21 protein-coding genes are annotated in these 25,118 nt (G+C 64.4%); 13 read left to right on the forward strand and 8 right to left on the reverse strand.

Annotated elements, in window-relative coordinates:
• Window positions 1–21: 21 nt before the first annotated feature.
• The 4 genes from JJE66_RS01060 (at window position 22) to JJE66_RS01075 (ending at window position 2,574) form a co-directional block, all read left to right on the forward strand.
• Window positions 22–1,095 carry a tartrate dehydrogenase gene (locus JJE66_RS01060; protein ID WP_200512284.1) on the forward strand — a complete coding sequence of 358 codons (1,074 nt, stop codon included), beginning with the start codon at window positions 22–24 and terminating at the stop codon, window positions 1,093–1,095.
• Between the two features lie 309 nt (window positions 1,096–1,404).
• The gene (gene hspD, locus JJE66_RS01065; RefSeq protein WP_200512285.1) at window positions 1,405–1,863 is read left to right on the forward strand and encodes a small heat shock protein HspD; all 459 of its coding nucleotides are present in this window, start codon (window positions 1,405–1,407) and stop codon (window positions 1,861–1,863) included.
• Window positions 1,864–1,981: 118 nt separating this feature from the next.
• Window positions 1,982–2,299 carry a hypothetical protein gene (locus JJE66_RS01070; protein ID WP_200512286.1) on the forward strand — a complete coding sequence of 106 codons (318 nt, stop codon included), beginning with the start codon at window positions 1,982–1,984 and terminating at the stop codon, window positions 2,297–2,299.
• A gap of 29 nt (window positions 2,300–2,328) precedes the next feature.
• Window positions 2,329–2,574: a hypothetical protein gene (locus JJE66_RS01075; protein ID WP_409362788.1), complete on the forward strand. Its 246-nt coding sequence runs from the start codon at window positions 2,329–2,331 to the stop codon at window positions 2,572–2,574.
• 313 nt (window positions 2,575–2,887) lie between these two features.
• Here JJE66_RS01075 and JJE66_RS01080 read toward each other — a convergent pair whose 3' ends face one another.
• Window positions 2,888–3,829 carry a LysM domain-containing protein gene (locus tag JJE66_RS01080; RefSeq protein ID WP_200512288.1) on the reverse strand — a complete coding sequence of 314 codons (942 nt, stop codon included), beginning with the start codon at window positions 3,827–3,829 and terminating at the stop codon, window positions 2,888–2,890.
• Between the two features lie 297 nt (window positions 3,830–4,126).
• The gene (locus JJE66_RS01085; RefSeq protein ID WP_200512289.1) at window positions 4,127–4,840 is read right to left on the reverse strand and encodes a hypothetical protein; all 714 of its coding nucleotides are present in this window, start codon (window positions 4,838–4,840) and stop codon (window positions 4,127–4,129) included.
• A 278-nt stretch (window positions 4,841–5,118) separates the two neighbouring features.
• Between JJE66_RS01085 and JJE66_RS01090 the strand changes: the two genes are divergently transcribed.
• Together JJE66_RS01090 and JJE66_RS01095 are read left to right on the forward strand one after the other, a co-directional pair.
• On the forward strand, window positions 5,119–6,042 hold the full coding sequence (locus JJE66_RS01090; RefSeq protein ID WP_200512290.1) for an ABC transporter ATP-binding protein: 924 nt from the start codon (window positions 5,119–5,121) through the stop codon (window positions 6,040–6,042).
• The gene (locus JJE66_RS01095; RefSeq protein WP_200512291.1) at window positions 6,039–6,800 is read left to right on the forward strand and encodes an ABC transporter permease; all 762 of its coding nucleotides are present in this window, start codon (window positions 6,039–6,041) and stop codon (window positions 6,798–6,800) included. Before JJE66_RS01090 ends, JJE66_RS01095 begins: the two co-directional genes overlap by 4 nt.
• A gap of 102 nt (window positions 6,801–6,902) precedes the next feature.
• On the opposite strand, the gene JJE66_RS01100 is transcribed toward JJE66_RS01095, so the two are convergent.
• Window positions 6,903–7,226: a hypothetical protein gene (locus JJE66_RS01100; protein ID WP_200512292.1), complete on the reverse strand. Its 324-nt coding sequence runs from the start codon at window positions 7,224–7,226 to the stop codon at window positions 6,903–6,905.
• 101 nt (window positions 7,227–7,327) lie between these two features.
• Here JJE66_RS01100 and JJE66_RS01105 point away from each other — a divergent pair.
• Window positions 7,328–8,267 (forward strand): IS630 family transposase gene (locus JJE66_RS01105; protein WP_409362789.1). Its coding sequence is split into 2 segments (ribosomal slippage): window positions 7,328–7,663 and window positions 7,665–8,267, totalling 939 coding nucleotides; the frame shifts between segments, so codons are not numbered across the junction.
• 306 nt (window positions 8,268–8,573) lie between these two features.
• Complete coding sequence (locus tag JJE66_RS01110) at window positions 8,574–9,338, forward strand: L,D-transpeptidase (protein WP_200512294.1); 765 nt, start codon at window positions 8,574–8,576, stop codon at window positions 9,336–9,338.
• Window positions 9,339–9,397: 59 nt separating this feature from the next.
• Here JJE66_RS01110 and JJE66_RS01115 read toward each other — a convergent pair whose 3' ends face one another.
• Window positions 9,398–10,660 carry a hypothetical protein gene (locus JJE66_RS01115; protein ID WP_200512295.1) on the reverse strand — a complete coding sequence of 421 codons (1,263 nt, stop codon included), beginning with the start codon at window positions 10,658–10,660 and terminating at the stop codon, window positions 9,398–9,400.
• A gap of 125 nt (window positions 10,661–10,785) precedes the next feature.
• On the opposite strand from JJE66_RS01115, the gene JJE66_RS01120 reads away from it, so the two are divergent.
• Window positions 10,786–11,769, forward strand: a complete 984-nt coding sequence (locus tag JJE66_RS01120) for a glycerophosphodiester phosphodiesterase (RefSeq protein WP_200512296.1) — start codon at window positions 10,786–10,788, stop codon at window positions 11,767–11,769.
• A 23-nt stretch (window positions 11,770–11,792) separates the two neighbouring features.
• Here JJE66_RS01120 and JJE66_RS01125 read toward each other — a convergent pair whose 3' ends face one another.
• Window positions 11,793–14,075: a spermidine synthase gene (locus JJE66_RS01125; protein WP_200512297.1), complete on the reverse strand. Its 2,283-nt coding sequence runs from the start codon at window positions 14,073–14,075 to the stop codon at window positions 11,793–11,795.
• A 173-nt stretch (window positions 14,076–14,248) separates the two neighbouring features.
• Between JJE66_RS01125 and JJE66_RS01130 the strand changes: the two genes are divergently transcribed.
• Window positions 14,249–15,859 (forward strand): NAD(P)/FAD-dependent oxidoreductase, encoded by a 1,611-nt coding sequence (locus tag JJE66_RS01130; RefSeq protein WP_200512298.1) that lies wholly within the window; start codon window positions 14,249–14,251, stop codon window positions 15,857–15,859.
• A gap of 299 nt (window positions 15,860–16,158) precedes the next feature.
• Here the strand turns inward: JJE66_RS01130 and JJE66_RS01135 are convergent, their stop codons facing one another.
• Entirely contained in the window at window positions 16,159–16,323 is a 165-nt protein-coding gene (locus JJE66_RS01135) for a Flp family type IVb pilin (protein ID WP_200512299.1), read from the reverse strand.
• A gap of 155 nt (window positions 16,324–16,478) precedes the next feature.
• Between JJE66_RS01135 and JJE66_RS01140 the strand changes: the two genes are divergently transcribed.
• From JJE66_RS01140 to JJE66_RS01150, 3 genes are all read left to right on the forward strand, one after another.
• Window positions 16,479–17,366 (forward strand): 50S ribosomal protein L11 methyltransferase, encoded by an 888-nt coding sequence (locus JJE66_RS01140; RefSeq protein WP_200512300.1) that lies wholly within the window; start codon window positions 16,479–16,481, stop codon window positions 17,364–17,366.
• A gap of 364 nt (window positions 17,367–17,730) precedes the next feature.
• Window positions 17,731–19,557, forward strand: coding sequence for an aminopeptidase P family protein (locus JJE66_RS01145; protein ID WP_200512301.1), 1,827 nt, complete (start codon window positions 17,731–17,733; stop codon window positions 19,555–19,557).
• A 234-nt stretch (window positions 19,558–19,791) separates the two neighbouring features.
• Complete coding sequence (locus tag JJE66_RS01150) at window positions 19,792–21,069, forward strand: multidrug effflux MFS transporter (protein ID WP_200515239.1); 1,278 nt, start codon at window positions 19,792–19,794, stop codon at window positions 21,067–21,069.
• Between the two features lie 117 nt (window positions 21,070–21,186).
• Here JJE66_RS01150 and ligA read toward each other — a convergent pair whose 3' ends face one another.
• Window positions 21,187–23,334, reverse strand: coding sequence for an NAD-dependent DNA ligase LigA (gene ligA, locus JJE66_RS01155; protein ID WP_200512302.1), 2,148 nt, complete (start codon window positions 23,332–23,334; stop codon window positions 21,187–21,189).
• A gap of 97 nt (window positions 23,335–23,431) precedes the next feature.
• On the reverse strand, window positions 23,432–25,105 hold the full coding sequence (gene recN, locus JJE66_RS01160; RefSeq protein ID WP_200512303.1) for a DNA repair protein RecN: 1,674 nt from the start codon (window positions 25,103–25,105) through the stop codon (window positions 23,432–23,434).
• Window positions 25,106–25,118: the final 13 nt, after the last annotated feature.

Consider the following 25,118-nt stretch of genomic DNA (forward strand, 5'->3'; position numbering starts at 1 on the left):
AATCCCAAACGGAGCATTTTCATGCGCACCCATTCGATCGCAGCGATCCCCGCCGACGGGATCGGTCCCGAGGTCATCTCGGCAGGAATCCGCGTGTTGGAGGCTCTCGCAATGCGCAGCGGCGACCTTGCCTTCAACATCAAGACCTTCGACTGGGGCTCGGATTATTACAAGAAGCACGGCGTGATGATGCCCGCGGACGGCCTCGCTGAGCTGAAGAAATTTGATGCGATCTATTTCGGCGCGGTCGGCGCGCCGGACGTGCCCGATCACATCACGCTGTGGGGCCTGCGCCTGCCGATCTGCCAGGGCTTCGACCAATACGCCAATGTGCGGCCGACCAAGATTTTGCCGGGCGTCTCTTCGCCGCTGCGCAATGTCGGCGTTGGCGATCTCGACTGGGTGATCGTGCGCGAGAATTCGGAAGGCGAATATACCGGCATGGGCGGGCGCGCGCACAGGGGCCTGCCGGAAGAGGTCGGCACCGAAGTCGCGGTCTTTACCCGCGTCGGCGTGACGCGGATCATGCGCTATGCGTTCCAGCTCGCGCAGTCGCGGCCGCGCAAATTCCTGACCGTGGTGACCAAGTCGAACGCACAGCGCCATGGCATGGTGATGTGGGACGAGATCGCGGCCGAAGTCGCGGCCGAATTCTCCGACGTCACCTGGGACAAGATGCTGGTCGACGCCATGACCGTGCGCATGACGCTGCATCCGAAGAGCCTCGACACCATCGTGGCGACCAATCTCCACGCCGACATCCTCTCCGATCTCGCCGGCGCGCTGGCCGGAAGCCTCGGCGTGGCGCCGACCGCCAATATCGATCCGCAGCGCCGCTTCCCCTCGATGTTCGAGCCGATCCACGGCTCGGCCTTCGACATCACCGGCAAGGGCATCGCCAATCCGGTCGCAACATTCTGGACCGGCGCGCAGATGCTCGAGCATCTCGGCGAGAAGGACGCCGCCGTGCGGTTGATGAAGGCCGTCGAGCAGGTTTGCGCCGCCGGCGTGCTGACGCCTGATGTCGGCGGCAAGGCGACGACGAAGGAAGTGACCGATGCCGTGATCGACGCGATCCACGGCTCGAACGTGTAGTCATTTCCTCTCCCGCTTCTTAGGGCTGAGAGGACCAGGAAGAGGGCTATTCGTCGATACCAAGGTGGCAGGCGGGTGCGCGCAGAGTCATCTCTCACCCGGAATGCGGAGGCGATCGCCTCCGGGACCAAGCCGGGGAGGCTCTAAAATTTTTTGACTCCCCTCTTGAAACCAAAACCGCGTTTTTTTATTTTTTCGTTGCCGCCGAGAGGTGGTGTCCCCGACGCCTGATGGGTTGGGGATAGCTGAGACGGGCACCGGTCGTGTCCGGTGCCGCTGTATCCATTTTGCTCTTTGGAGGATCTGGCTATGCGCACTTACGACTTCTCTCCTCTGTGGCGCTCGACCATTGGCTTCGACCGCCTCTTTGACCTCGTTGAAACGGCACAGCGTGCCGGCGAGGACAACTATCCCCCTTACAACATCGAACGCGTCAGCGAGGATCGCTACCAGATTTCGCTCGCGATTGCCGGCTTTTCGCCCGACGAGGTCTCGGTGATTGCCGAGCAGAATGCGGTCATCGTCGAGGGAAACAAGGCGGACAAGACCGAACGCGAATATCTCTATCACGGCATTTCCGCACGGCCGTTCAAGCGGCAGTTCAACCTCGCTGACTATGTTCAGGTGAAGGGCGCCGCGTTCGAGAACGGTCTGCTGAAGATCGAGCTGGTCCGGGAAATCCCCGAGGCCATGAAGCCGCGGCGCATCGCCATCAACGGCGCATCGAGCGACAATGTGCATCAGCTCGAAAGCAAGGCCGCCGCGTAAATTCTCACCTGTTGGAGGTTAATGCTTCCCGCCCGGTGCCCGGGCGGGAGCTACCTGTCCGCGACTGCAGCCCGAACTCAATCCAGAGGCTTCTACGAAAGGAGAAGGAGGTCCTCTCATGATCTACGATGCCGACAACGTTATCGACCTCAACGCGATATTGCATCCCGGCTCTGTCTATGGTCATCCCCGCGATGTCGTCCAGGATCCGACGATGTCGATCGCCACGAAGCGTGCGATCCTCGCGTCCTGGGCTTCGGACGCGGCCAGCGTTGCGTCAAACCCGGCGCTTAGAGAACTGCCCGGTTCGAACAAACTCGTAACCATCGACGAGATTCTCGACGCGCTCGCCACGCTGGACCACCACCCGAAGGGACCTCCCGGCGGCAAGCCTGCGCGTTTGCGATCGACCTCACGTGCCGGGCTCGCAGCCTAGCAGACCGACTGTTCAAACGGATGACCACGATGAACGAAAAGCTGGCCCTGTTGCGTGCGCACCGCAACAACATCCGCCGTTACCACCGGTTGCTCAAGACCGAGCTGACGGAGGTCGAGCGGCATTTCATCGAGAAGCGTGTGTCTGAGGAACGGTCAGCGATGGAGAAGATCGCTGCCGCGACGTTCCCGATGAGCTTCCAGGCTCAGGTCGGGGCCATCAGGAACGCAGATCCGCCACGAGCAGCTTGCAGCCAAGGCCAAATCCATGCCTGACCAATTCCCGACTTTCGAAGTGTTCTTGAAGAAACGCGGCCGAACGACCTGGCGCTGGCGTCTATGCACGACGGAAGGGCGCCTCGTCGTGGACGGATTGGAAAACGGCCGCCCCGCAGCGAAATATGCTGCTGAGAGGGCGCTGTTTCTCATGCTTCTGTCCGCGCCCCATCGCCCGGCGAGCCAACCTCCGGCCCTGGCGCGCTCATCGCTTGCGACCTCGGCCGCAAGGCGACTGCGTGAATGACGGCAACGAGGCTGGACGGCGGTCGGAGCAGGCATTGGCCGGCGTCCCGCCTCCGGCCTTGAGCTCCTACCGCCGACCCGGCGCCGCTGGCACCGCTATCGCGGCCGCGACGTCCGGCGGCGTCAGATGGCGCGGAACGACAATGGACTGGCCGGGGGTGAGCGTTGCGTTCTCCGGCAACGAATTGCTCTGCGCGAGTGACCACAGCGGCACGCGATTGACGGCGGCGATGCTCTCCATGGTGTCGCCGCGCCGGACCGGCAGCCGCACGCCAGAATCCCACAATTCGACCAATGTGTCGCCGGGCACGAGATAGCGTAGCGGCACCGCATCGGCCTCGGTCTGCGCCGCCTGGATCCGCGGCAACCGCGTCACCATCTCGACGATCTGGCGATGGATGTCGTCGGACTTCTCAATGTTGATGTGAGAGACCCGCGAGTTTTCCTTGAGGTCGTAGCTCGCATAATGGCCGCGAAAGCCCGGCACCGCGACCACATTGCCACCGCCGAGCACGCTGTCGGAGAGGAAGATGTTGATGAAGCGCTCGACATTGACCGGCACGTCATCGGTCGCATGCGCAGGGTCGATGGTGATGACGAGGCTGATCGGGATGTTCTCCTTGGCCGCCATCTCTGAGATGATCACCGAGCACAGGCCACCCATCGAGTGGCCGATCAGCACGATCGGCGCCGGCGATTCCTTGTAGCTCGCGATGGCACGATCGCCGATCCAGCGGCAGACGGTGAATTCGTAGACGTCGGCCGAAAAGCCGGCCTGCGCCAGCTTCTCGCTGAGCCGGTCCATGCCGGTCGAGAAGATCGGCCCCATCGCGCCACGGAACAGGTAGATTTTCGGGGGCGGCAACGGCTCGGCCGGCGGAGGTGGAGGCGGCACCGCGCTCGGGGTCGCAGCCGGCTTCGGCTTGGCCGGCGAGGCTGTTGCCATGCCGGGGTTCAAGGCGAGCAACGCAACCGCTGCCAGCACCACAAGTCGCCTTGGATCAATCATCAAGTCCCGCAGTCCCACCACAGGAGGCAGACGCCTCCCCCAAGGGCGTAGTGACGACCGATTGGGTGGTTTTTGGGGCACGGAACCCGGAAACGTCCGGTGCGGCCTCTGCGCAGCCGAGTCAACCGCCCCATTGGCGTGCGATCAGCTGGTTCGTCGCGATCCACATCTGGGGAGGGCTCGCTGCACTCGCAGCGGGCCCTTCTCACATCCCGGCGGCAATGCGGACACGACAATGCCGCCGCCGACAATCGAGTCGACAGCGGCTCGATGATCTCAGCCGTTGCCGACGAGGTCTCAGTTCCTCGCCGGTGCCACAGCCGCCGCCGAGCGCGCGGCCCGCGGTGCGCGGGGTTCGGCCATCGGTGCCGGACCGCGCGAGCGCGCGATTGCGGCGTCGATCTCGGCGATAACGCGGCGCTGGATCGCCTCGTTCTTGTCGATGGTGATGTGGCCGACGCCGCTGCCACGCACGTCGACATTGTCGAGCTTGCCGCGGAGGCCGGCCGCGGCCCGCACCGGTTCACCCGGGCCGTCGCCGACATAGATGTTGATGTAGCGCTCGGCGCCGGTCGACAGCTTGGTCTTGAACACGGAGTCGAGCCCGATCGCGAGCTTCACGGGCACGCCGAGCTGGTTGAGCTTGGCGATCATGTCGGGCAGCGCAGTCGCACCCGAGGAGTGCCCTACCAGGACGATGGTCTTGAGTCGGCCGGCCCGATAGTCCGCCGCGGCCTCGTCGGCGAGCGAGGACCAGGACACGAAGTTCGCGACAGTCACCGGGATGCCTTGCGCCTGGAGCCTTGCACCGATCGTGTCGAGCCCGAGCGAGAAGATGTTGAGCACGCCGCGAAGCAGATAGACATGCGTGGTCGCGGCGGCCTGGCTCGGCGCCGCCTTCGCGGTGGTCGGGTTCATGGTAACAGCTGACAGCAGGAGCAGGCAGATCGCCCACATGCGCAGAGTGGACAACTGGCTGGCGCCGGCTGTGTGACGGCCGTTCGGTCTCATCGATCTTTTCCCTGGGGGACATACGCTTCGCGATTGGCCGGAATCGTAGCCACGGCCTGCTCGCAGATGCAACAAAGAGCCGCGTGAGCGACGATCTTAGCCGCAACCCGTGACCATCGCGCAACACTTGCCCGAAACCCGGCCACGTAAGCGCCTGTTTTGAGACCATTTTTCTCCGAGCTTGCGGCCAGGCAAGGCCATTCCTATTTCAGGGCTCCGCCGGTCCGCCCGCCATGGTGCGGGTTCCGGCGCCTCCCCCCACCCCTTGACCGGCCCTCATGTCCTCCATCATTTCCGTCGCCAATCTGTCGAAGACCTATGGGTCCGGCTTCAAGGCGCTCAAGAACATCAATCTCGACATCAAGCGCGGCGAGATCTTCGCACTGCTCGGTCCCAACGGCGCCGGCAAGACCACGCTGATCTCGATCATCTGCGGCATCGCCAATCCGAGCGAGGGCACGGTCCTCGTCGGCGGCGAGGATATCCAGACCTCCTACCGCAAGGCGCGCTCGCTGATCGGCCTGGTGCCGCAGGAGCTGCACACCGATGCCTTCGAGAGCGTGTGGGCGACCGTGAGCTTCTCCCGCGGCCTGTTCGGCAAGCCGAAGAACCCGGCCCATATCGAGAAGGTGCTGAAGGACCTCTCGCTCTGGGACAAGAAGGACAACAAGATCATCACCCTCTCGGGCGGCATGAAGCGCCGCGTGATGATTGCGAAAGCGCTGTCGCACGAGCCGCAGATCCTGTTCCTGGACGAGCCGACCGCCGGCGTCGACGTCGAGCTGCGCAAGGGCATGTGGGAGGTGGTGCGCACGCTTCAGCAATCCGGCGTCACCATCATCCTGACCACCCATTACATCGAGGAAGCCGAGGAGATGGCTGACCGCATCGGCGTCATCAACAAGGGCGAGATCGTGCTGGTCGAGGACAAGGCGACCTTGATGCAGAAGCTCGGCAAGAAGCGGTTGACGCTGCACTTGCAGGGCAAGCTCAGCGCCCTGCCGGAGAGCCTCGCTCAGTACGAACTCGACCTTTGCGACAGCGGCGCGACCCTCATTTACGACTACGACACCAAGGGCGAGCGCACCGGCATCACCAGCCTGCTCAGCGATTTGCGCGACGCCGGCATCCGCTTCAACGATCTCGACACGACGCAATCGTCGCTCGAGGACATCTTCGTCGACCTCGTGAGGACGTCATGAATCACCGCGCGATCCGCGCCATCTATCTCTTCGAAATGGCGCGCACCTGGCGCACGCTGTTTCAAAGCATCGTCTCGCCGGTGGTTTCGACCTCGCTCTATTTCGTGGTGTTCGGCGCCGCGATCGGTTCGCGCATCAGCCAGGTCGAGGGCGTGAGCTACGGCACCTTCATCGTGCCCGGCCTGATCATGCTTTCGGTGCTGACACAGAGCATCGCGAACGCCTCGTTCGGCATCTACTTCCCGAAATTCGTCGGCACCATCTACGAGATCCTGTCGGCGCCGATTTCCTACTTCGAGATCGTGCTCGGCTATGTCGGCGCCGCCGCCACCAAGTCGATCATTCTGGGCCTCATCATCCTGGCGACCGCCGGGCTTTTCGTTCCATTGCATATTCACCATCCGATCTGGATGCTGATCTTCCTGGTGCTGACGGCCGTCACCTTCAGCCTGTTCGGCTTCATCATCGGCATCTGGGCCGACGGCTTCGAGAAACTGCAGATGATTCCGATGCTGGTGGTGACGCCGCTGACCTTCCTCGGCGGCAGCTTCTATTCCGTCGACATGCTGCCGCCGGCCTGGCGCTCCGTGGCGCTGCTCAACCCCGTCGTCTATCTGATCTCGGGCTTTCGCTGGAGCTTCTATGAGATCGCCGATGTCAGCGTATCCGTCAGCATCGCCATGACGCTGGCGTTCCTGGTGGCCTGCCTGGTCGTGATCTGGTGGATCTTCCGGACGGGCTATCGGCTGAAGAATTGATTGCAGGCCCGTAGCCCGGATGGAGCGAAGCGAAATCCGGCATCGCGTCGGTCACGAGCATCCCCGGATTACGCTTCGCTCCATCCGGGCTACAGGACGGCATCACCTGTAACAGCGGAAGTGGTGGTACCCGTCGTAATAGCCGCGGCAGTGACGGTGGCCGTGATAGGGAATTCCCAAGATACCATCCACCGCGCCGACAGCACCGCCGACACCAGCGCCAACAACACCCCCGACCGCGCCGCCGACGGGGCCGGCGATGCGGTTACCTTGGTAAGACCCCTCCTGGGCACCCCGGACAATGCCTTGGGCGTGGCCAGGTTGCGGCGAGCAAGCCACGGCAAGGAGGACGGCGGCGGCCGCGAACAGCAGGCGGGCGGGCAGACCTGCCAGCGAGTGCGCAGCGGCGATACGTGCTTTGTTCATTTTCGGTCCTAAAGCGGGATGGTGTTAGCTTGAATCGATTTGGGATTCCCAAATCAGCTTGTTTCTGATTCACCATGCTGGCTGGGCGGAGGCCAGCATGGATGGGCAAGCCTTATTCTCTGGATCTTCGCAAGCGTGTCGTGGCCGCTATTGAGGGCGGGATGTCCCGCAATCAAGCCGCCAAGCGGTTCGGAGTGGCAATCAGCACGGCAATTGGCTGGATGAAGCGGGTCGAGAAGACCGGCAGCGTCGAGCCTGGCCAGATGGGCGGTCACAAGCCGAAGGCGGTTTCGGGAGACCACGCCGTCTGGCTATCGCAACGGATCAAGGCCGGCGATTTCACCATACGCGGGCTCGTTGCCGAGCTTGCCGGACGCGGCCTGAAGGTCGATTACCACTCGGTGTGGGACTTCGTGCATGCCGAGAAGCTCAGCTTCAAAAAAAAGCGTGGCGGCTGGCGAACGCGATCGACCCGAGGTCGCGCGGCGGCGAGCCCAGTGGACAAAGTATCAAGATCGCGTCGAAGCTGAGCGCCTGGTCTTCATCGACGAGACCTGGACCAGGACCGATATGGCGCCCTTGCGGGGATGGGCGCCGCGCGGAGACAGACTTCACGCCAAAGTGCCCCACGGCCGCTGGAAGACCATGACCTTCCTGGCGGCTCTGCGGCATGATCGGATCGATGCGCCATGGTTCATCGAGGGGCCGATCGATGGCGCGAGCTTTCGTACCTATGTCGAAAAGGTTCTACTGCCCGTCCTTCGGCCCGGCGATATCGTCGTCTTGGACAACCTCGGCAGCCACAGGAGCAAAGCAGTTCGCCAGCTCATCCGTTCGGTCGGCGCCAAACTGTTCTTCCTGCCAAAATACTCGCCCGACTTGAACCCGATCGAACAGGTCTTTGCCAAGCTCAAGCACCTGCTTCGCAAAGCTGCCGCGCGAACTGTCGATGCGGTCTGCGCTGCAATCGGCCACGCACTCGATGCCTTCACACCCGTGGAATGCGCCAACTACCTCAAAAATTCAGGATATCGAACTTAATGCCATCACGCTTTAAGGGGTGAGCGGCGGCGATAGCCACCTGGAGGCAAGCGATCTTTAACGCGCAGGCCGACCAAATGGTTGCGCCTTTGTGACGAATTGTCGGTGTTGTGAACGCCTCTCCCGCTCGCGAAAATGTCAGCACCGCCGCGGTCCGCGCGGCACAAAGCGGCCTTGCTTACGCCCGGCATCACGTTAACGATGGGCCGGCAGGCCGCTGGAACGAAAGCCGGATTGCGGGCATAGTGCATGCCGGGGACGGAGAGCCGCGGCGCTTGCGAGAACAGGCCGGAGGCCAGACGTCAGATGCGTTCCTTTTTCATCGCTTTTGCTTCCCTGATGCTTTTGAGCGCGGGCGCCGCGCAGGCCAAGGTCGACATCACCATCGACAAGGACAATCAGCAGATGACCGTCGCGGTCGACGGCGTCACGCGCTATCACTGGCCGGTGTCGACTGGCATCCCCTCACGCGAGACGCCGAACGGCAGCTTCCGCGCCTTCCGGATGGAAGAGGACCACTACTCCAAGGAATTCGACGACGCGCCGATGCCGCATTCGATCTTCTTCACCAAGGTCGGGCACGCCATCCACGGTACCGACTCGGTCGGTCGTCTCGGCACGCCCGCCTCGCATGGTTGCGTGCGACTGTCGCGCCAGAATGCCTCGACGCTCTACGCGCTGGTGCAGGAGCAGGGCGTGCTCAACACCACGGTGACCTTGACCGGCTCGGCGCAGGTGGCGCTGGCCCGCAATCCGCGGGGCCGCAACACCACAGCGGTGGCCCGCGCCCCGCAGCCAGCCGAGGAGCAGTACGCCACCTCAGGCGATCCCGTGAATCTGACGCCGTCGGTGCAGCCCGCGCACCGTTACATGCCGCAGGATGACAACTACATCTATCCGGCCGACGGCAGCGACACCGGCGCGCGCTATCCGGCGCCGCGCCCGATCAACCGCGCGCAGGTCTACCAGCAACAGCAGCCGTCCTACGATCAGGGTTATGGCCAGCAGGGCTACTATTATCAGCAGCAGCCCCGCCAGTACTATCAGCCGCGGGGCTACTACCAAAACTGACGCTATGATTTGAGCATGATCCTTTCGGAAAACCGCTCCGATCTTTTCCGGATCATGCTCTATCTGAACGCGGCGTCGCCGCGTTCGACGATCTTCCGAACAGCATCGACGAAGGCGCGGGCGACCGGCTCGAGGATCTCGGGCCCGGTCGCCCTGAGATCATCTGCGGGCGTGTGGAACGTTTGATGGCGGCCGGCCATGCCGAGGAAATTGGCGTAGCCCGCCGCATGGACGTCGCGCAGCTCACCGATCGCCTGCTTCTCCGCCACCAGGCGTTTTGCCGCAATTGCAGCAAAGGCCTCGTCGGTCAGCGCGACGGCCGACTTGCTCAGCACGAGAGCGCGCTCCTCTTGGGGACGCACGGTGCGGGCTCCGTCCGCAAAGGCGTAACACGCATTCGACGAACCGAAATGAATCCAGGCCAGCGTGTCCTTCGGCGCGGGCGCGCCGTCTTTCAGGAACAACTCCATGCCGCCATGGCCGATCTCGTGACCGGCGGTGGCGATGAAGACGAAATGCGCCGGCCATTTTTCCGCAGCCGTCGTGCGCGCCAGCGCCAGGAAGTTGGCGATGCCGGGGCCGCGCTCGCAGACGCAAGTATACCAGCCGGTCATCGGCGTGGAGACGACGATGGTCGGCCCGCGGCCGATGCCGGTCTCGGCGATGACATTCCGGCCCGACACGTTGCGATCGTAATGCCCGGCAACGTCGAACGTCACCGGCGCCCCTGATGCCAACGCGCGATCGAAGGTGCCGCGCGCCTTGGCGCCTACCACCATCACCGGCACCGGCCAGGGTGCATCCTCCTGCGTGACATTGTAGGCAAAGCGATCATCGGCGGGATTGCCGATCATCAGCAGAATGGTGGCGGGCTTCTTCGCGGCCGCCTCGGCAATCGCCGCGCGATGGGCGGGGCCGAGATAGGCCCCACGATCGAATGGCAGGTCGATCCAGAGAATCTTACCAGCGACGTCGCCGTCGCGCGCGAGCGGCGCGGAGAGATGGAAGCTGGCCTTGTCCTCCGGCGGCCACCAGAACGGCGTCGCCTCGACAGCCGCGCCGGCCGCCGCCACACTGGCTCGCTCCACGACATATTGCCGGCCGAGCACGACGGGTTGGAACTTGATCGCGAAGCCGGCCTCGGAGAGCTCGCCGGCGATCCAGTCGGCGGTCGCGCGATCACCGGGCGAGCCGAAGCGGTGCAGGCCGAAGGATGCGTAGCGCCCCACATCCGCATAAAGGCTCGCGCCTGACAACACGTCCTTGGCCGCCACCTGCCCAACCATCAGAGCCGCCATCGTTGCGATGAAGATGAGCCGCATGTGAATTGCTCCCGGTCCCTTTTTGAGAGCAGTTTCGGCTTTCTTCGGTCGCCGTCAACCGCAGTACTGGACGAAACAAGCGAAGATTTCATATGCTTTTCCTTTCACTTGGGCTGCGAATTGTGATGCCATCACATGCTGCGACAATTCTGATCGTGCTTTCGATTCTCACGACGGGAAAAGCCATGGCCTTCGACCTCGAGGCGCATCGCGGCGGGCGGGCGCTGATGCCGGAAAATACCCTGCCGGCCTTTGCCAATGCGCTCTCGATGGGCGTGGACACGCTCGAGCTCGACGTTGGCGTGACCTCCGACGGGGAGGTCGTCGTGTCGCATGAGCGCGGCCTCAATCCGGATCTCGCGCGGGACACGAACGGCGCCTATGTCGCTCCGCCAGGCACGCCTTTCGCAAAGCTGCGGTTCGCCGAGGTCAGGACCTATGACGTCGGTCAAATCCGGCCGGACAGCGCCTATGCAAAGCAGTTTCCCGACCAGCGCGCCGTGCCGGGGATCCGCATTCCCACGCTGAGGGAGCTGTTCGCGCTGGTGCGCAAATCCGGCAACGAACGCGTGCGCTTCAATATCGAGACCAAGATCGATCCGGATCATGCGGATCAATCGCTGGAGCCGCAGGCCTTCGTCGCGAAGCTGCTCGGGGTGATCGAAGACGAGAAGTTTTCCGACCGCGTCATGATCCAGTCGTTCGACTGGCGGACCCTGCTGCTGGTCCAGCAGCAGGCACCGAAAATTCCAACCGTGTACCTGACACTCCAGCGCGGCTCGGCGCCAACAAACGTCCTCGACAAGGCGACCAGCTGGACGGCGGGCTTCAGCCCGGCCGATCACGGCGGCTCGCTGCCGCGCACGATCAAGGCCGCGGGCGGCACGGTGTGGTCGCCTTATTTCGGCGACGTGACGGCGGCGCTCGTCACTGAAGCGCATACGCAGGGATTGCGCGTCGTGGTCTGGACCGTCAACAAGCCCGACGACATGGCGCGGATGATCGAGATCGGCATCGACGGCATCATCTCGGACCGGCCGGACCTGTTGCGGCAGGTCGTCGGCGAGAAGGGGCTTGCGCTGCCTGCGGGGACACCGGTCAAGCCGTAAGCCTCCACCCAGGCAGCGAAGCGCTACTGCTCGCCATACCGCAAACGCCGGTACAGCGCGCCGAGGATGTTGGAATAGTCGTCGGTCCAGACCCGCACCTTCTCGTCGGGATCGGTCTCCTCCCACTGCTTGGAGGAGGCGAGCTTGCCGACATCCGCCGCCTCGCGGGCGGAGATGACGACGTCGGTGGAAAAGATGTAGTCGGCGTCGCGGCCGGAATCCTCGTCGTAGACCCAGCTCTTCAGGTCGTTGGCATCGGCGATGCCAACCACGACAGGCTCGAGATCGAGATGCCGGTTGGAGACGTGCATCACCACGGCGCCGTGCGGAGCGAGCTTGTCCTTGTAGATCTTCATCGCCTCTTCGGTGGCGAGATGGATCGGGATCGCATCCGACGAATAGGCATCGACGATGATGAGGTCGTAGACGCCGTCGGGCTCCTTGGCGAAGGTGAGGCGTGCGTCCCCGATCACCGGCTTGAGGTCCGGCTGGCAGCTCGAGATGTAGCGGAAATTCTTCGGGTCACGCGCGGCATCGACCATGGACTGGTCGATCTCGAAGAATTTCCAGCTCTCGCCGGGCTCGCCGGCGCAGGCGAGCGTGCCCGACCCAACGCCGATCGCCGCGACCTTCAACGGCGCGCCCTTGCGCTCGCGGATCGCGGTGATGGCCTGACCGATGCCGCCGTCCTTGTGATAATAGGTGATCGGCTCGGGCCGGCCGGTGACCGGCGTGCCGTCATTGTTGAGGAAGCGCTCGGCACCATGGATCGTGGTGCCGTGCATCAGCACGTGGAAATAGCCGCCCGGCGTCACCACGATCTTGTGGACGCCGAAGAAGCTGCGCACGGTGGTGACGCGACCTTCGTCGGCCGGATAGATCCGCATCAAGGCCAGCGCCAGCGCGACAGTGGCAAAGATCTTCCAGCGATCGGCATTGAGCGCGAGCGCCAGAAGCGCCCCGAGCACGCCGACGGCGCCGGCGATCCAGACGCGGTGGTCCTCGAACCAGGTCGAGAGATCGCCCGTCATGTAAGACGGCGCAACCAGCGCGACGGCAAGCGCGGCGAGCGCCAGCCAATACCATCGCACGACGCCCGCAAGACGCTCGTTCGCCGAAGGCCGGCACAGCGCGGCAAGCGCGACCAGGATCGGATATTCGGCGATCCAGGAGAACGTGAAGGGAGCGACGAGGCCGGCAAAGAGGCCGCCGACCATGCCGCCGAATGACAGCGCAACATAGAAGCCGGTGAGATATTTGGCTGGCGGGCGGGTCCGCGCCAATTCGCCATGGCATGCCATGGCGATAATGAAGAAGCACAATTGATGGCCGCCGAGCGTGAGCAGCAAATTCTGCTCGCCGCCGAAAGCCAGCAGAAAGATGACGCCCGCGATCGCGACCGGCTGCAGCATCAGCATCCATTTGTGCGGCAGCAGCGGCCGCGACTGGAACACCACCACCCAGGTCAGGAGGTACAGCGACAGCGGCAGCACCCACAGCAGTGGCGCGGCCGCGACGTCGGTCGAGATATGCGCGGTCACGGCGATCAGGAGGCCCGACGGCACCGCGGCGAGGAAGATCCAGCGCAGCCGCGTGACCAAGGTCGGCGCCGGCGCGTCGGCGTTCTCAGCCTGCGTGTCAGTCACAGCCAGCTTCGGCGAACGCAACAGCAACACGCCGCAAGCGGCGATCAGCAGGATCAAAAGGCCATAGCCGCCGGTCCAGAGCCGGTTCTGCGTGTGCAACGTGAAGATCGGCTCCAGCAGGAACGGATAGGACAACAGCGCGAGGAAGCTGCCGATGTTGGAGGAAGCATAGAGAAAGTAGGGATCGCGACCGTCAGGATGGCCGGTGCGGACGAACCAGGCTTGCAGCAGCGGATTGTTGGCGGCGAGTGCGAAGAACGGCAGCCCGATCGATATCACGAACAGGCCGAGCAGCCAGAAAGCGTAGCCGGCGCTAGGTGGCTCGCCATAGGCGCTGGCGATGCTGAGCGGCAGCGTCGCGAAGGCCAGCACTAGCAGCACCAGATGCACTACAACGGGCACGACGCGGTTCTTGATCTGCATCAGCAGATGCGCGTAGGCGTAGCCCGCGAGCAGCAGCGACTGGAAGAACACCATCGCCACCGACCACACCGCCGGCGAGCCGCCGAGCCGCGGCAGCACCATTTTCGTGAACAGCGGCTGCACCGAGAACAGCAGCAGCGCGCTGACGAAGATCGCGGCGGTGTAGACCGTCAGCAGCAGCCGGTTGCGCGACGAGGACGGTTGCTCCGTGGCGGCGGGTTGCACGATCGAATCCATGGGAGCTCCGGCTTACTCCCGGCGGGCGGCCGGGGCGCGCGCAATGGAGCACAAGCCGCCTGAACGGGCAATAAATGGTCTCGTGATGATGCCGCGAGAAATGCCTGATATAGAACGTCGTTGCGGGTCCTTCGGGCGACCTCGGAACGACCACGGAACATTCAGAAATTGTCATGACCGAAACCGACGTCGTCATCATCGGAGCCGGCCATAACGGCCTCACCTGCGCAGCCTATCTTGCGGCGGCGGGTTTGCGCGTGCATGTGGTCGAGCGCCGCAAGGTGGTCGGCGGGGCCGCGGTCACCGAGGAATTTCATCCGGGCTTCCGCAACTCGGTCGCGGCCTACACCGTGAGTCTGCTCAACCCGCAGGTCATCCGCGATCTGGGCCTTGCCGAGCAGGGCCTACGCGTGGTCGAGCGGCGCGCGCAGAATTTTCTGCCCGCGCCCGAGGGCAACTATCTCCTCACCGGCGAGGGCCGGACGAAGGCCTCCGTCGCGCGGCTCAGCGCGCGCGATGCCGATGCGCTCGACGGGTTTTCGCGCGAGCTCGAGGACATCGCGGATGTGCTGCGGCAGTTCGTGCTGCGCGCACCGCCGAACCTGCTCGACAGTTTTGGCATTGGCGCCATCCGCGAGGCCGCGAACGCGCTGACGACGGCCAACATCCTGCGCGGCCTGACGCTGGAGAGAAGCCGCAGCCTGCTCGATCTCTTCACCCGCTCGGCCGGCGAGATGCTGGACGAGCGGTTCGAGCACGATCTGGTCAAGGCGCTGTTCGGCTTCGATGCCATCGTCGGCAATTATGCCAGCCCCTACGCGGCCGGCTCGGCCTATGTGATGCTGCATCACGCCTTTGGCGAGGTGAACGGCAAGAAGGGCGTCTGGGGCCACGCCATCGGCGGCATGGGCGCGATCACGCAGGCAATGGCGCGCGCCGCGCGCGATCGCGGCGTCACGATCGACACCGACGCTGCCGTGCGCGAGGTGATCGTCGAACGCGCCCGCGCCATCGGCGTGGTGCTGGAGAACGGCAAGACGATCCGCGCCAAATATGTCGCGGCCAACGTCAATCCAAAGCTGCTCTATACGCAGCTCATCGCGCCCGACGCACTGCCCGCCGATTTCCTCGCCCGCATCCGCCACTGGAAGAACGGCTCCGGCACCTTCCGCATGAACGTGGCGCTGGACCGCCTGCCCTCGTTCACGGCGTTGCCGGGCGAGGGCGATCACCTCTCCTCCGGCATCATCCTGGCGCCGAGCCTCGGCTACATGGACCGGGCGTATCTCGATGCGCGGGCGCAGGGCTGGAGCCGTCAGCCCATCGTCGAGATGCTGATCCCCTCCACGCTCGACGACACGCTCGCGCCCGCAGGCAAGCATGTCGCGAGCCTGTTCTGCCAGCATGTCGCGCCTGAACTGCCCGACGGCAAGTCCTGGGACGACCATCGCGACGAGGTCGCCGATCTCATGATTGCAACGGTGGACAGCTACGCGCCGGGCTTTGCAGCAAGCGTGCTCGGGCGCCAGATCCTCTCGCCGCTCGACCTCGAGCGGCAGTTCGGCCTGCTCGGCGGCGACATCTTCCACGGCGCGCTGACCTTGAACCAGCTGTTCTCGGCGCGCCCAATGCTGGGCCATGCCGATTATCGCGGCCCCCTGAAGGGCCTCTATCATTGCGGCTCCGGTGCCCACCCCGGCGGCGGCGTCACCGGCGCCCCCGGCCACAACGCGGCACAAGCGATTTTAAGGGATCACCGCAGCCTGTTCGCAAGCCGTGGATAGGTCTGTGGACGGGGCGTGGATTGCCTGTTGGCAAGCCGTGTTGAAGCCGGGGAAGCCTGACGCGACGGCTTTGTACAAGCACGGATCAGGCTGTGGAAAAGGACTGGATAAGTTGGGCATAAGTCGGTGGATGGCCCCCGGATCATAAGTTAACAGCCTGTAGACAGGGGCAGCGATGACGGGTCTCGCTTGCCTCCCCAAAATGACTTCGCCCGCCGGAGGGCTATTCCCCCAGCGGGCGGTCGTCGAAAAAGCCGTCTATGAAGAAAGGCGCCCCCGCCGGGAATGGGAGGCAGAAATTACTTCAAGGAGCTGCTAATCGAACCGAACTTGTCGTTCATCGTGCTGCCCAGACTGTTCACCACGGTGATGATCGCCAGCGCGATCCCGGCCGCGATCAGACCGTATTCGATCGCGGTTGCGCCGGACTCATCGGACCAAAACTTCAAAACCACGCGCTTCAAGACTAGCCTCCATTTCTATTCCAGGGTGTGTTGGTTGGTTCCAACATCCGGGAATCTACGGTGGACAGCCTACGGTCAAGTTAACCGGGGAACTGCAAGTTGTACGGAAAATTGAGAACAAAAGTTCCAAAAATTGAACCTGACGGAACCCTGGAATGCAGCCATCCCCTACCCATCGCGCCAGCTTTTCGCTTCCCAACGAGGCTGCTGCCAGACGTGTTGTCGACATCCTCACGGAGGTCGTTTTCGATGGCGATGCTGCGGTCGCCGCCTTCGAGCGGCCGGACGGACAATGGGACGTCACGCTGCATTTTGCCGAGGCGCCGGATCAGAAATTGCTGCGCGAACTCGTTGCAACTTCAGCAGGAAATCACATCGCCGCGACGCTTTCCTTCGACACGATAGAGGCCAAGGATTGGGTCAAGGCAAGCCTGGAGGATCTCGTCCCGGTGCCGGCCGGGCGCTTCGTCGTCCATGGCAGCCACGACCGCGACCGCGTGGCGCCAAACAAGCTCAAAATCGAGATCGAAGCGGCGCTGGCCTTCGGCACCGGCCATCACGGAACCACGCGTGGCTGTTTACTGCTGCTTGACCATGTCCTGAAACATGCGCGCCCCAAGCGCGTGCTGGATCTCGGCACCGGTACCGGCGTGCTGGGGATCGCGGCGGCGAAGGCGCTGCATCGCGCAGTGCTGGCCTCCGACATCGACCCGCCTTCAGTGCGGGTCGCGGCCGAGAACGCTACCCTGAACGAGGTGGGTCAACATGTGCGGGTGATCCACGCCATCGGCTTCGCCGCGCCGGACTTTGCCAAAAGCGGCCCGTTCGACCTGGTGCTGGCCAACATCCTTGCCAATCCGTTACGGCAATTGGCGGGGCCGATGACCCGACATCTTGCGCCCGGCGCCCGAATCATCCTCTCCGGCCTGTTGACGCACCAGGCCCCCGCCGTGATCGCCGCCTATCGCGCGCGCGGCCTCGTGCCACTGCGGCATCTGCGGATCGAGGGGTGGAGCAGCCTGTTGCTGCGGAAGATGGGGTGAAAGCTCTACTTCGCCGGTTTCTCGTCACCACGCACGGATGCGCGCGATGCCCGCCTCGCGCGACGCTCTGCGAAACGGCTGATCATCTGGCTGATGAGACCGCGCGGCTTCTTCGGGGGCGTGGCTGCGGGTGCGCGGCGCACCGGCGGCGAGATCTTCTCAAACGTGAACGCTGGCATCGTGTGTCCCCTCGCCGTTGAGATGAACCACTTGCTCGAATTTCCCTGTTTTGTGGACGAAGCGCAACAGCCGCATCCTTTACTCCACTCAATTCGAATGGAACTATTTCAAGCACAGTCCATGCCAGATGCGACCCCAAATGCGTCTAGATTGCGGACTGATCGCCATGATCCTAAACTGAGCCATGTTCGAAGCGCACTTCCAGACATTCGAGGAGCCCGAGGCCGGCGTCGCATTGACGGCGCGCCTCGCAGCACTTCGTGAAGAACTCGCCCGCCGCAGGCTGACCGGCTTCGTCATTCCGCGCGCCGACCAGCAGCAGAATGAATATGTGGCGCCCTCCGAAGAGCGGCTCGCCTGGCTGACCGGCTTTACCGGCTCGGCGGGACTCGCGGTGGTGCTGACCCAGGAGGCCGCCGTCTTCGTCGATGGCCGCTACACGATCCAGGCGGCCAAGCAGGTCGACGGCAAGGCGTGGGCGGTGGAATCGCTGATCGATCCGCCACCGGAGAGCTGGGTCTCGGCGCACCTCAAATCCGGTGATCGCCTAGGATTTGATCCATGGCTGCACACTTTTGCGGCAGCCGAGCGCCTCTCCGCGGCCTGCGCCAAGGCCGGTGCCGAACTGGTGGCGGTCGACAGCAATCCGGTCGACGCCATCTGGCAGGACCGGCCGCAGCCGCCGATCGCCCCCATCGCGATCCACGGCCTGCAATATGCCGGCGTCGCCGAGGCCGACAAGGTGACGCAGATCAAGAGCGAAATCGACAAGCTCGGCGCCGACGCGCTGGTGCTGTCGGACAGTCATGCCGTCGCCTGGACCTTCAACATCCGCGGGGCCGACGTCGCACACACACCGCTGCCGCTGTCTTACGCGCTGGTGCCCAGGGACGGCCGACCGACCGTGTTCATCGACAACCGCAAGCTCTCCAACCTGACGCGCGACCATCTCGAGCAATCGGCCGACGTGCGCGAGCCGGATGCACTGGCGCCGACGCTGATGGCGCTCGCCAAGAGCGGTGCGGCGATCGCGCTCGACAACGCCACGGCGGCCGACGCCCTAAGCCGGTTGATCGCAGGCGGCGGCGGCAAGCCGGTGCGCGGCAGCGATCCGATTGCGCTGCTGAAGGCGGTGAAGAACGCGACCGAGATCAAGGGCACGCAGACGGCACACCGCCGTGACGCAATCGCACTCGCGCGCTTCCTCGCCTTCATCGACCGCGAGGCGGAAAGCGGCAAGCTCACCGAGATCGACGCCGTGGAGGCGCTGGAGACGTTCCGCCGCGACACCGGCGCGCTGAAGGACGTGTCGTTTCCGACCATCTCCGGCACCGGGCCGAACGGGGCCATCGTGCATTACCGTGTCACCCGCAAGAGCAACCGGCGGATCGCGCGCGGCGATTTGCTGCTGATCGATTCCGGCGCGCAATATGAAGACGGCACCACCGACATCACCCGCACCATGGCGGTGGGCGAGCCGACGCCCGAGATGCGCGACCGCTTCACCCGCGTGCTGCGCGGTCATATCGCAATCGCGCGCGCGGTGTTTCCCGACGGTACCACCGGCGCGCAGCTCGACACCCTGGCACGGCAATATCTCTGGGCCGCCGGCGTCGATTTCGAGCACGGCACCGGCCACGGCGTCGGCAGTTATCTCTCGGTCCACGAAGGGCCGGCGCGGATCTCGAAGCTCGGCACCACGCCGCTGAAGCGCGGCATGATCCTCTCCAATGAGCCCGGCTATTACAAGACCGACGCCTTCGGGATCCGCATCGAGAACCTCGAGCTGGTGGTCGCCGCCGACATCAAGGGCGCCGAGAAATCGATGAACGCGTTCGAGACGCTGACCTTGGCGCCGATCGACCGCCGGCTCATCGATACGGCGATGCTGAACCGCGACGAGCTCGCCTGGCTCAACGCTTACCACGCGCGCGTTCGCGCCGAGGTGGGGCCGGCTCTGGACGAAGCGACGAAGGCCTGGCTCGATCAGGCCACGGCGGAGCTGACGTAGCGCCGCGCATGCCGCTACGCGATTTGTGCAAGGCTGCTCGCAATCTCGGCTGTCATTCCCCGCGAAAGCGGGGAATCCAGTACGCTGCGGCTTCTCGGTCAATCACAACCCTCTGGAATACTGGATCACCCGCTTTCGCGGGTGCTGACACCAATTATGCGGCGCGAGTATTGCGCATAGCCGCATGACGAAACGGCCATATTCGCAGCAATCGCGAAGCGGCTAGTGTCCAGCATGCACGGCATGATCAGCAAGCCGCCGGGAATGGCGACAAAGAACCTCGCGACCTCGCGCGTGGTGCTGCTGCTGCTGGTCGTCATGACCGGGATCGCGCCGATCTCGCTCTACATCCTGGTTCCGGCGCTGCCGGTACTGGCCACGACATTCGGGCGCGACATCTCGATCGCGCAGATGACGGTGTCGCTCTACATGGTCGGCATCGCACTGTCGCAGCTGATCATGGGGCCGCTGTCGGACAGATTCGGCCGACGCCCGGTGCTACTCGGAGGCCTCGCCCTGATGGTCGCGGCGAGCGTCGCCTGCATTTTCGCCGAAACCCTGCCGCAATTGATTGCCGCGCGCTTCTTCCAGGCGCTCGGTGGCGCCTCCGGCATGGTGGTAAGCCGCGCCATCATCCGCGACATCTACGCGCGCGACCGGGTCGCCTCCATGATCAGCCTTGTGGTCGCCGCCCTGATGATCGGACAAATGGTTTCGCCGCTCACCGGCGGCCTGATCGAGACCGCGTTCGGCTGGCGGGCGATCTTCTACGCCGTCACGGTCGGCGCGCTCGCGGTCGCCATCGGCATCGCGATCGCGTTGCCCGAGACGCGTCGCGACCGTGTGGCCGGCAGCGGTTTTCGCGGCGACGTCGGCACCCTGATCAAGAGCCGCGCCTTCATCGGCTACGTGATGTGCCAGGTGCTGGCGTCGCAGATCATCTTCACCTTCGCCGGCGGCGGCCCCTACATCGTGGTGACCCAGATGGGCCGGACCAGCGCCGAATACGGCGCGTGGTTCGCCACGACGGGATTCGCGTATCTGGTCGGCAATCTGCTCTGCGTGCGCTTCGCGCCGCGACACTCGCTGGAGAAACTGATCTGGTTCGGGCTCGGCCTGCAACTCTGCGGCAGCCTGTTGAACCTGCTGTGGAGTTTCAGCGGCTGGAACGAGGCTCCCGCCTGGCTGTTCGGCACGCAGATGATCGTGATGGTCGGCAACGCCTTCGTGATGGCGAATTCCGCAGCCGGCGCCATCAGCATCCGTCCCGAAGCCGCCGGCACTGCGTCAGGTGCGATGGGCTTTCTGCAACAGGGGATCGGCGCCCTGATGTCGCAATTCGGCGCCTATCTCGGCGGCCACTCCGCAACGACGCTGCCGCTGACCTCGGCCGTCCTCGCCGTCTCGCTGCTCTGCGCCTGTACGATGATCTTCGTCGTCCCTCGCCGCGAATTGGTGGTGAGCGAGACGCTGATCGGGCAGGCCGAGGAGGACGAGGCGGGGATGATCTGAGGGACGGCACGCCCTCTCCTCGTCATTGCGAGCGCAGCGAAGCAATCCAGAATCTTTCCGCGGCGGCAATCTGGATTGCTTCGTCGCAAGAGCTCCTCGCAATGACGGGGAGAGAGCTCACTCTCCGATCAGCGTCAGCCACTCATCCTCAGTCAGCACCTTGACGCCGTGCTTGTTGGCTTCTGTGAGCTTCGAACCCGCACCTGGACCGGCGACGACGATATCGGTCTTCTTGGACACCGAGCCGGACACTTTTGCGCCGAGCCTTTCTGCCGTGGCCTTGGCCTCGTCCCTCGTCATCTTCTCCAGCGAGCCCGTAAACACGACCGTCTTGCCGGCGACGGCCGAGTTGCTCTTCGGCTTCTCGGCGTCGACGATCTCGACCTCCTTGGTCAGCCGCTCGACAATGCCGCGGTTGTGGTCCTCGCCGAAATAATCGGCGATGCTCTTGATCACGGTGTCGCCGATCTGGTCGAGCGCGTCCATCTCAGCCATCGCCTCCTCGTCGCCCTTGGCGACCTTGAGGCAGGCATCGTGGAAGGCGTCCCAGGAACCATAGCCGCGCGCCAGTGCCAGGGCCGTGGTCTCGCCGACATGGCGCATGCCGAGCGCATAGATAAAACGCTCCAGCGCGATTCTGCGCCGGCTCTCGATCGCGCCGAACAGATTGCGCACCGAGGTTTCGCCGTAGCCCTCGATTTCCTCGAGCTTGAGCTTTGCGTTGCGCTTCTCCAGCGTGAAGATGTCGGCAGGCTCTTTCACCCACCCCTTGTCGAAGAAATACTGGAGCTGCTTCTCGCCGAGACCATCGATGTCGAAGGCGCGCCGCGACACGAACAGCTTGAGGTGTTCGATCTTCTGGTAGGGGCAGGCGAACTCGCCGGTGCAGCGGGCACGCGCTTCCTCTTCGCCGGCGGCCGTCTCCCCGCGCACGACGTCGGTGTGCAGCGGACACGGGCACGTCTTGGGGAAGTGAAACGCCTTGGCGCTCGTCGGCCGCTTGTCGAGGACGATATCCACGACCTGCGGGATCACGTCGCCGGCGCGCTGGATCACCACCGTGTCGCCGATCCGGATGTCGCGCCCCTCGCGCAGCACCTCACCCTTGTTGCCGATGCCTTTGATGTAATCCTCGTTGTGCAGCGTGACGTTCTGCACGATCACTCCGCCGACACCGACCGGCTCGAGCTTGCCGACCGGCGTGAACGAGCCGGTGCGGCCGACCTGGATCTCGATGTCGCGGAGCACCGTCATGGCGCGCTCGGCCGGAAACTTGTGCGCGATGGCCCAGCGCGGCGTGCGGGAGACGAAGCCGAGCCGCTCCTGCCAGTCGATGCGATCGATCTTGTAGACGACGCCATCGATGTCGTAGTCGAGTTCGGCGCGCGCTTCCTCGATGCTCTGATGGAACGCGATCAGCTCCTCGACGGAGTGACACAGTTTCGTCAGCGGATTGGTCTTGAAGCCGCAGCGCTCGAACCAGTGGATCATGCCGCTCTGCGTCTCTTCCGGCATCGCGCTCATTTCGCCCCAGGCATAGGCGAAGAAGCCGAGCGGACGCGAGGCGGTGACGGTCGGATCCTTCTGCCGCAAGGAGCCCGCGGCGGAGTTGCGCGGATTGGCGAAGACGGTATCGCCGGCCGCCTTCTGTCGCTCGTTGAGCGCGAGGAAGGCCTTCTTAGTCATGTAGACCTCGCCGCGCACCTCGCAGATGTCGGGGACGTTGCGGCCCTTCAGCCTCTCGGGCACGTCTTCGAGCGTACGGATATTGGCGGTGACGTCCTCGCCCACCGCACCGTCGCCGCGCGTCGCAGCAGTGACGAGCTCGCCGCCCTCATAGCGCAGCGACATCGAGAGGCCGTCGATCTTCGGCTCGGCGGAGAAATTGACCTTGTCGTCATCGAGCTTCAAGAAGCGCACGATGCGGCCGACGAAGTCGCGCACGTCCTCTTCGGCAAAGGCGTTGTCCAGCGACAGCATGGGAACGGAATGCCGGACCTTCTTGAAGCGCCCGGATGGCGCCGCGCCGATCTTCTGTGACGGCGAGTCCGCGCTGACGAATTCCAGAAAGCGTTTTTCGATCGCGTTGAGACGATGACGCAATGCATCATATTCGGCGTCGGTGACGGTGGGTGCGTCGTCCTGATAGTAGCGCTTGTCGTGCTCTTCGAGTTCGAGCGTGAGCCGCATGTGCTCGACCTTGGCCTGCGCCTTGGTGAGGTCGGCGACGTCGCGAAGCGGTTTGGATTTTGCTGCTCTTGCCATGGTGCTTGGATACGACGGAGCGGGCGCAGGGGTAAAGGCACGTTGAGATCTTGTTGCCCCGGATGCAGCGCAACGCGCTGCGTCCGGGAGGCGCAGCCTAAGCCGTCGCCGCCTTAAGCAGCCGGTCCGCGGCCGCCCTTGCCTCGGCCGTGATCTCGGCGCCGGCGAGCATGCGGGCGATTTCTTCGCGGCGGTGGTCGGCGGCAAGTGCGTTGACGCGGGTGGCGACGCGCTTGCCCTTGTCCAGCGCATCCTTGGAGATCAGGAGATGCTGGTCGGCGCGGGCGGCGACCTGCGGGGCATGAGTCACGGCCATCACCTGCACCTTGCCGGCCAACCGCGCCAGTCGCGCGCCGATGGCATCGGCGACGGCGCCGCCTACGCCTGTGTCGATCTCGTCGAACACGAGCGTCGGCGCCGAGCCGCGGTCGGACAGCACGACTTTCAGCGCCAGAAGGAAGCGGGAGAGCTCGCCGCCGGAGGCGACCTTCATCATCGGACCGGCCCTGGTGCCCGGATTGGTCTGCACCCAGAACTCGACCCGGTCGAAGCCTTGCGGGCCCGGCGCGGCCTCGTCGGTCGCCACCTGGGTCATGAACTTTGCACGCTCGAGCTTGAGCGGTGCGAGTTCGGCATTGACCGCCCTGTTGAGCTTCTCGGCCGATTTCTGCCGCGCCGCCGAGAGCTTTTTCGCAGCAGTCGCATAGCGGGCATCGGCCTCGATCGCGGCCTGCTCCAGCTTCTTCAGCCGCGAGGCGCCGGCATCGATCAGCACCACGTCGGCGGCGTATTTGGCGGCGAGCGCGGCGAGGCCATCAACCGGCGTCGAATATTTACGCGAAGCGGCGCGCAGCGCGAACAGCCGTTCCTCGATGCGCTCGAGCTCGGCCGGGTCGAAATCGGTTGCGGCGAGCGCGGCCTGGAGATGCTGGTCGGCCTCCTCCAGTGCGTTGATGGCGATATCGATCGCCTTCACCGCGGGCTCGACCAGCGTTGGCGAATTGACGCCGCGACGTTCCAGCCGGCGCACGGCGGCCGACAGCGCCGCAACCGGCGAATGGTGGCCTCCGACGACTTCCTGCGCCTCGCGCAAATCGGAGGCGATCTTCTCGCCCTGCATCATGGTGGTGCGGCGGGAGGCGAGCGAGGTTTCTTCACCGTCCTTTGGCGCAAGCTGCTTCAACTCGTCGGAGGCATGGCGCAAATAATCCGCCTCGCGCGCGGCACGCTCCTTGCCGGCGCGATGATCGTCCAACTCGGTATTCGCGGTGCGGCGTGCGTCCCAGAGCGCTTCGACGGCTGTGACGTCCTTCTCGAGCCCGGCGAAGGCATCGAGCAGCCGGCGATGGGTGGCGGCATCGACCAGCGCGCGCTCGTCATGCTGGCCGTGGATCTCGACCAGCGCCGCGCCGACCGCCTTCAGCGTCTGCACGCTGATCGACTGGTCGTTGATGAAGGCGCGGGTGCGGCCGTCGGCGAGTTGCACACGACGAAGAATCATCTCCCCGGTATCGTCCAGGCCATTCTCGGCGAGGATTTTCGCCGCGGGGTGATTTTTGGGGATATCGAAGACGGCCGTGACCTGGCCCTGCTCCGCACCATGGCGCACGAGGCCGGCGTCGCCGCGGCCGCCGAGCGCCAACGCAAAGGCATCGAGCAGGATGGATTTGCCCGCACCGGTCTCGCCGGTCAAAACCGCAAGTCCGGTGGCGAATTCGATATCGAGCCGTTCGATCAGGACGATGTCGCGGATCGACAGACGCGCCAGCATGGAACCAGATTTC

This window comes from Bradyrhizobium diazoefficiens (assembly GCF_016612535.1).
In the GTDB taxonomy this organism is placed as follows: Bacteria; Pseudomonadota; Alphaproteobacteria; order Rhizobiales; family Xanthobacteraceae; genus Bradyrhizobium; species Bradyrhizobium diazoefficiens_C.

What these genes read in the sequence shown, in the direction of transcription:
- JJE66_RS01060 (WP_200512284.1), top strand. Translation starts at nt 22, where the DNA reads ATGCGCACCCATTCGATCGCAGCGATCCCCGCCGACGGGATCGGTCCC.
- hspD (WP_200512285.1), top strand. Translation starts at nt 1,405, where the DNA reads ATGCGCACTTACGACTTCTCTCCTCTGTGGCGCTCGACCATTGGCTTC.
- JJE66_RS01070 (WP_200512286.1), top strand. Translation starts at nt 1,982, where the DNA reads ATGATCTACGATGCCGACAACGTTATCGACCTCAACGCGATATTGCAT.
- JJE66_RS01075 (WP_409362788.1), top strand. Translation starts at nt 2,329, where the DNA reads ATGAACGAAAAGCTGGCCCTGTTGCGTGCGCACCGCAACAACATCCGC.
- JJE66_RS01080 (WP_200512288.1), bottom strand. Translation starts at nt 3,829, where the DNA reads ATGATTGATCCAAGGCGACTTGTGGTGCTGGCAGCGGTTGCGTTGCTC.
- JJE66_RS01085 (WP_200512289.1), bottom strand. Translation starts at nt 4,840, where the DNA reads ATGAGACCGAACGGCCGTCACACAGCCGGCGCCAGCCAGTTGTCCACT.
- JJE66_RS01090 (WP_200512290.1), top strand. Translation starts at nt 5,119, where the DNA reads ATGTCCTCCATCATTTCCGTCGCCAATCTGTCGAAGACCTATGGGTCC.
- JJE66_RS01095 (WP_200512291.1), top strand. Translation starts at nt 6,039, where the DNA reads ATGAATCACCGCGCGATCCGCGCCATCTATCTCTTCGAAATGGCGCGC.
- JJE66_RS01100 (WP_200512292.1), bottom strand. Translation starts at nt 7,226, where the DNA reads ATGAACAAAGCACGTATCGCCGCTGCGCACTCGCTGGCAGGTCTGCCC.
- JJE66_RS01110 (WP_200512294.1), top strand. Translation starts at nt 8,574, where the DNA reads ATGCGTTCCTTTTTCATCGCTTTTGCTTCCCTGATGCTTTTGAGCGCG.
- JJE66_RS01115 (WP_200512295.1), bottom strand. Translation starts at nt 10,660, where the DNA reads ATGCGGCTCATCTTCATCGCAACGATGGCGGCTCTGATGGTTGGGCAG.
- JJE66_RS01120 (WP_200512296.1), top strand. Translation starts at nt 10,786, where the DNA reads ATGCCATCACATGCTGCGACAATTCTGATCGTGCTTTCGATTCTCACG.
- JJE66_RS01125 (WP_200512297.1), bottom strand. Translation starts at nt 14,075, where the DNA reads ATGGATTCGATCGTGCAACCCGCCGCCACGGAGCAACCGTCCTCGTCG.
- JJE66_RS01130 (WP_200512298.1), top strand. Translation starts at nt 14,249, where the DNA reads ATGACCGAAACCGACGTCGTCATCATCGGAGCCGGCCATAACGGCCTC.
- JJE66_RS01140 (WP_200512300.1), top strand. Translation starts at nt 16,479, where the DNA reads ATGCAGCCATCCCCTACCCATCGCGCCAGCTTTTCGCTTCCCAACGAG.
- JJE66_RS01145 (WP_200512301.1), top strand. Translation starts at nt 17,731, where the DNA reads ATGTTCGAAGCGCACTTCCAGACATTCGAGGAGCCCGAGGCCGGCGTC.
- JJE66_RS01150 (WP_200515239.1), top strand. Translation starts at nt 19,792, where the DNA reads ATGCACGGCATGATCAGCAAGCCGCCGGGAATGGCGACAAAGAACCTC.
- ligA (WP_200512302.1), bottom strand. Translation starts at nt 23,334, where the DNA reads ATGGCAAGAGCAGCAAAATCCAAACCGCTTCGCGACGTCGCCGACCTC.
- recN (WP_200512303.1), bottom strand. Translation starts at nt 25,105, where the DNA reads ATGCTGGCGCGTCTGTCGATCCGCGACATCGTCCTGATCGAACGGCTC.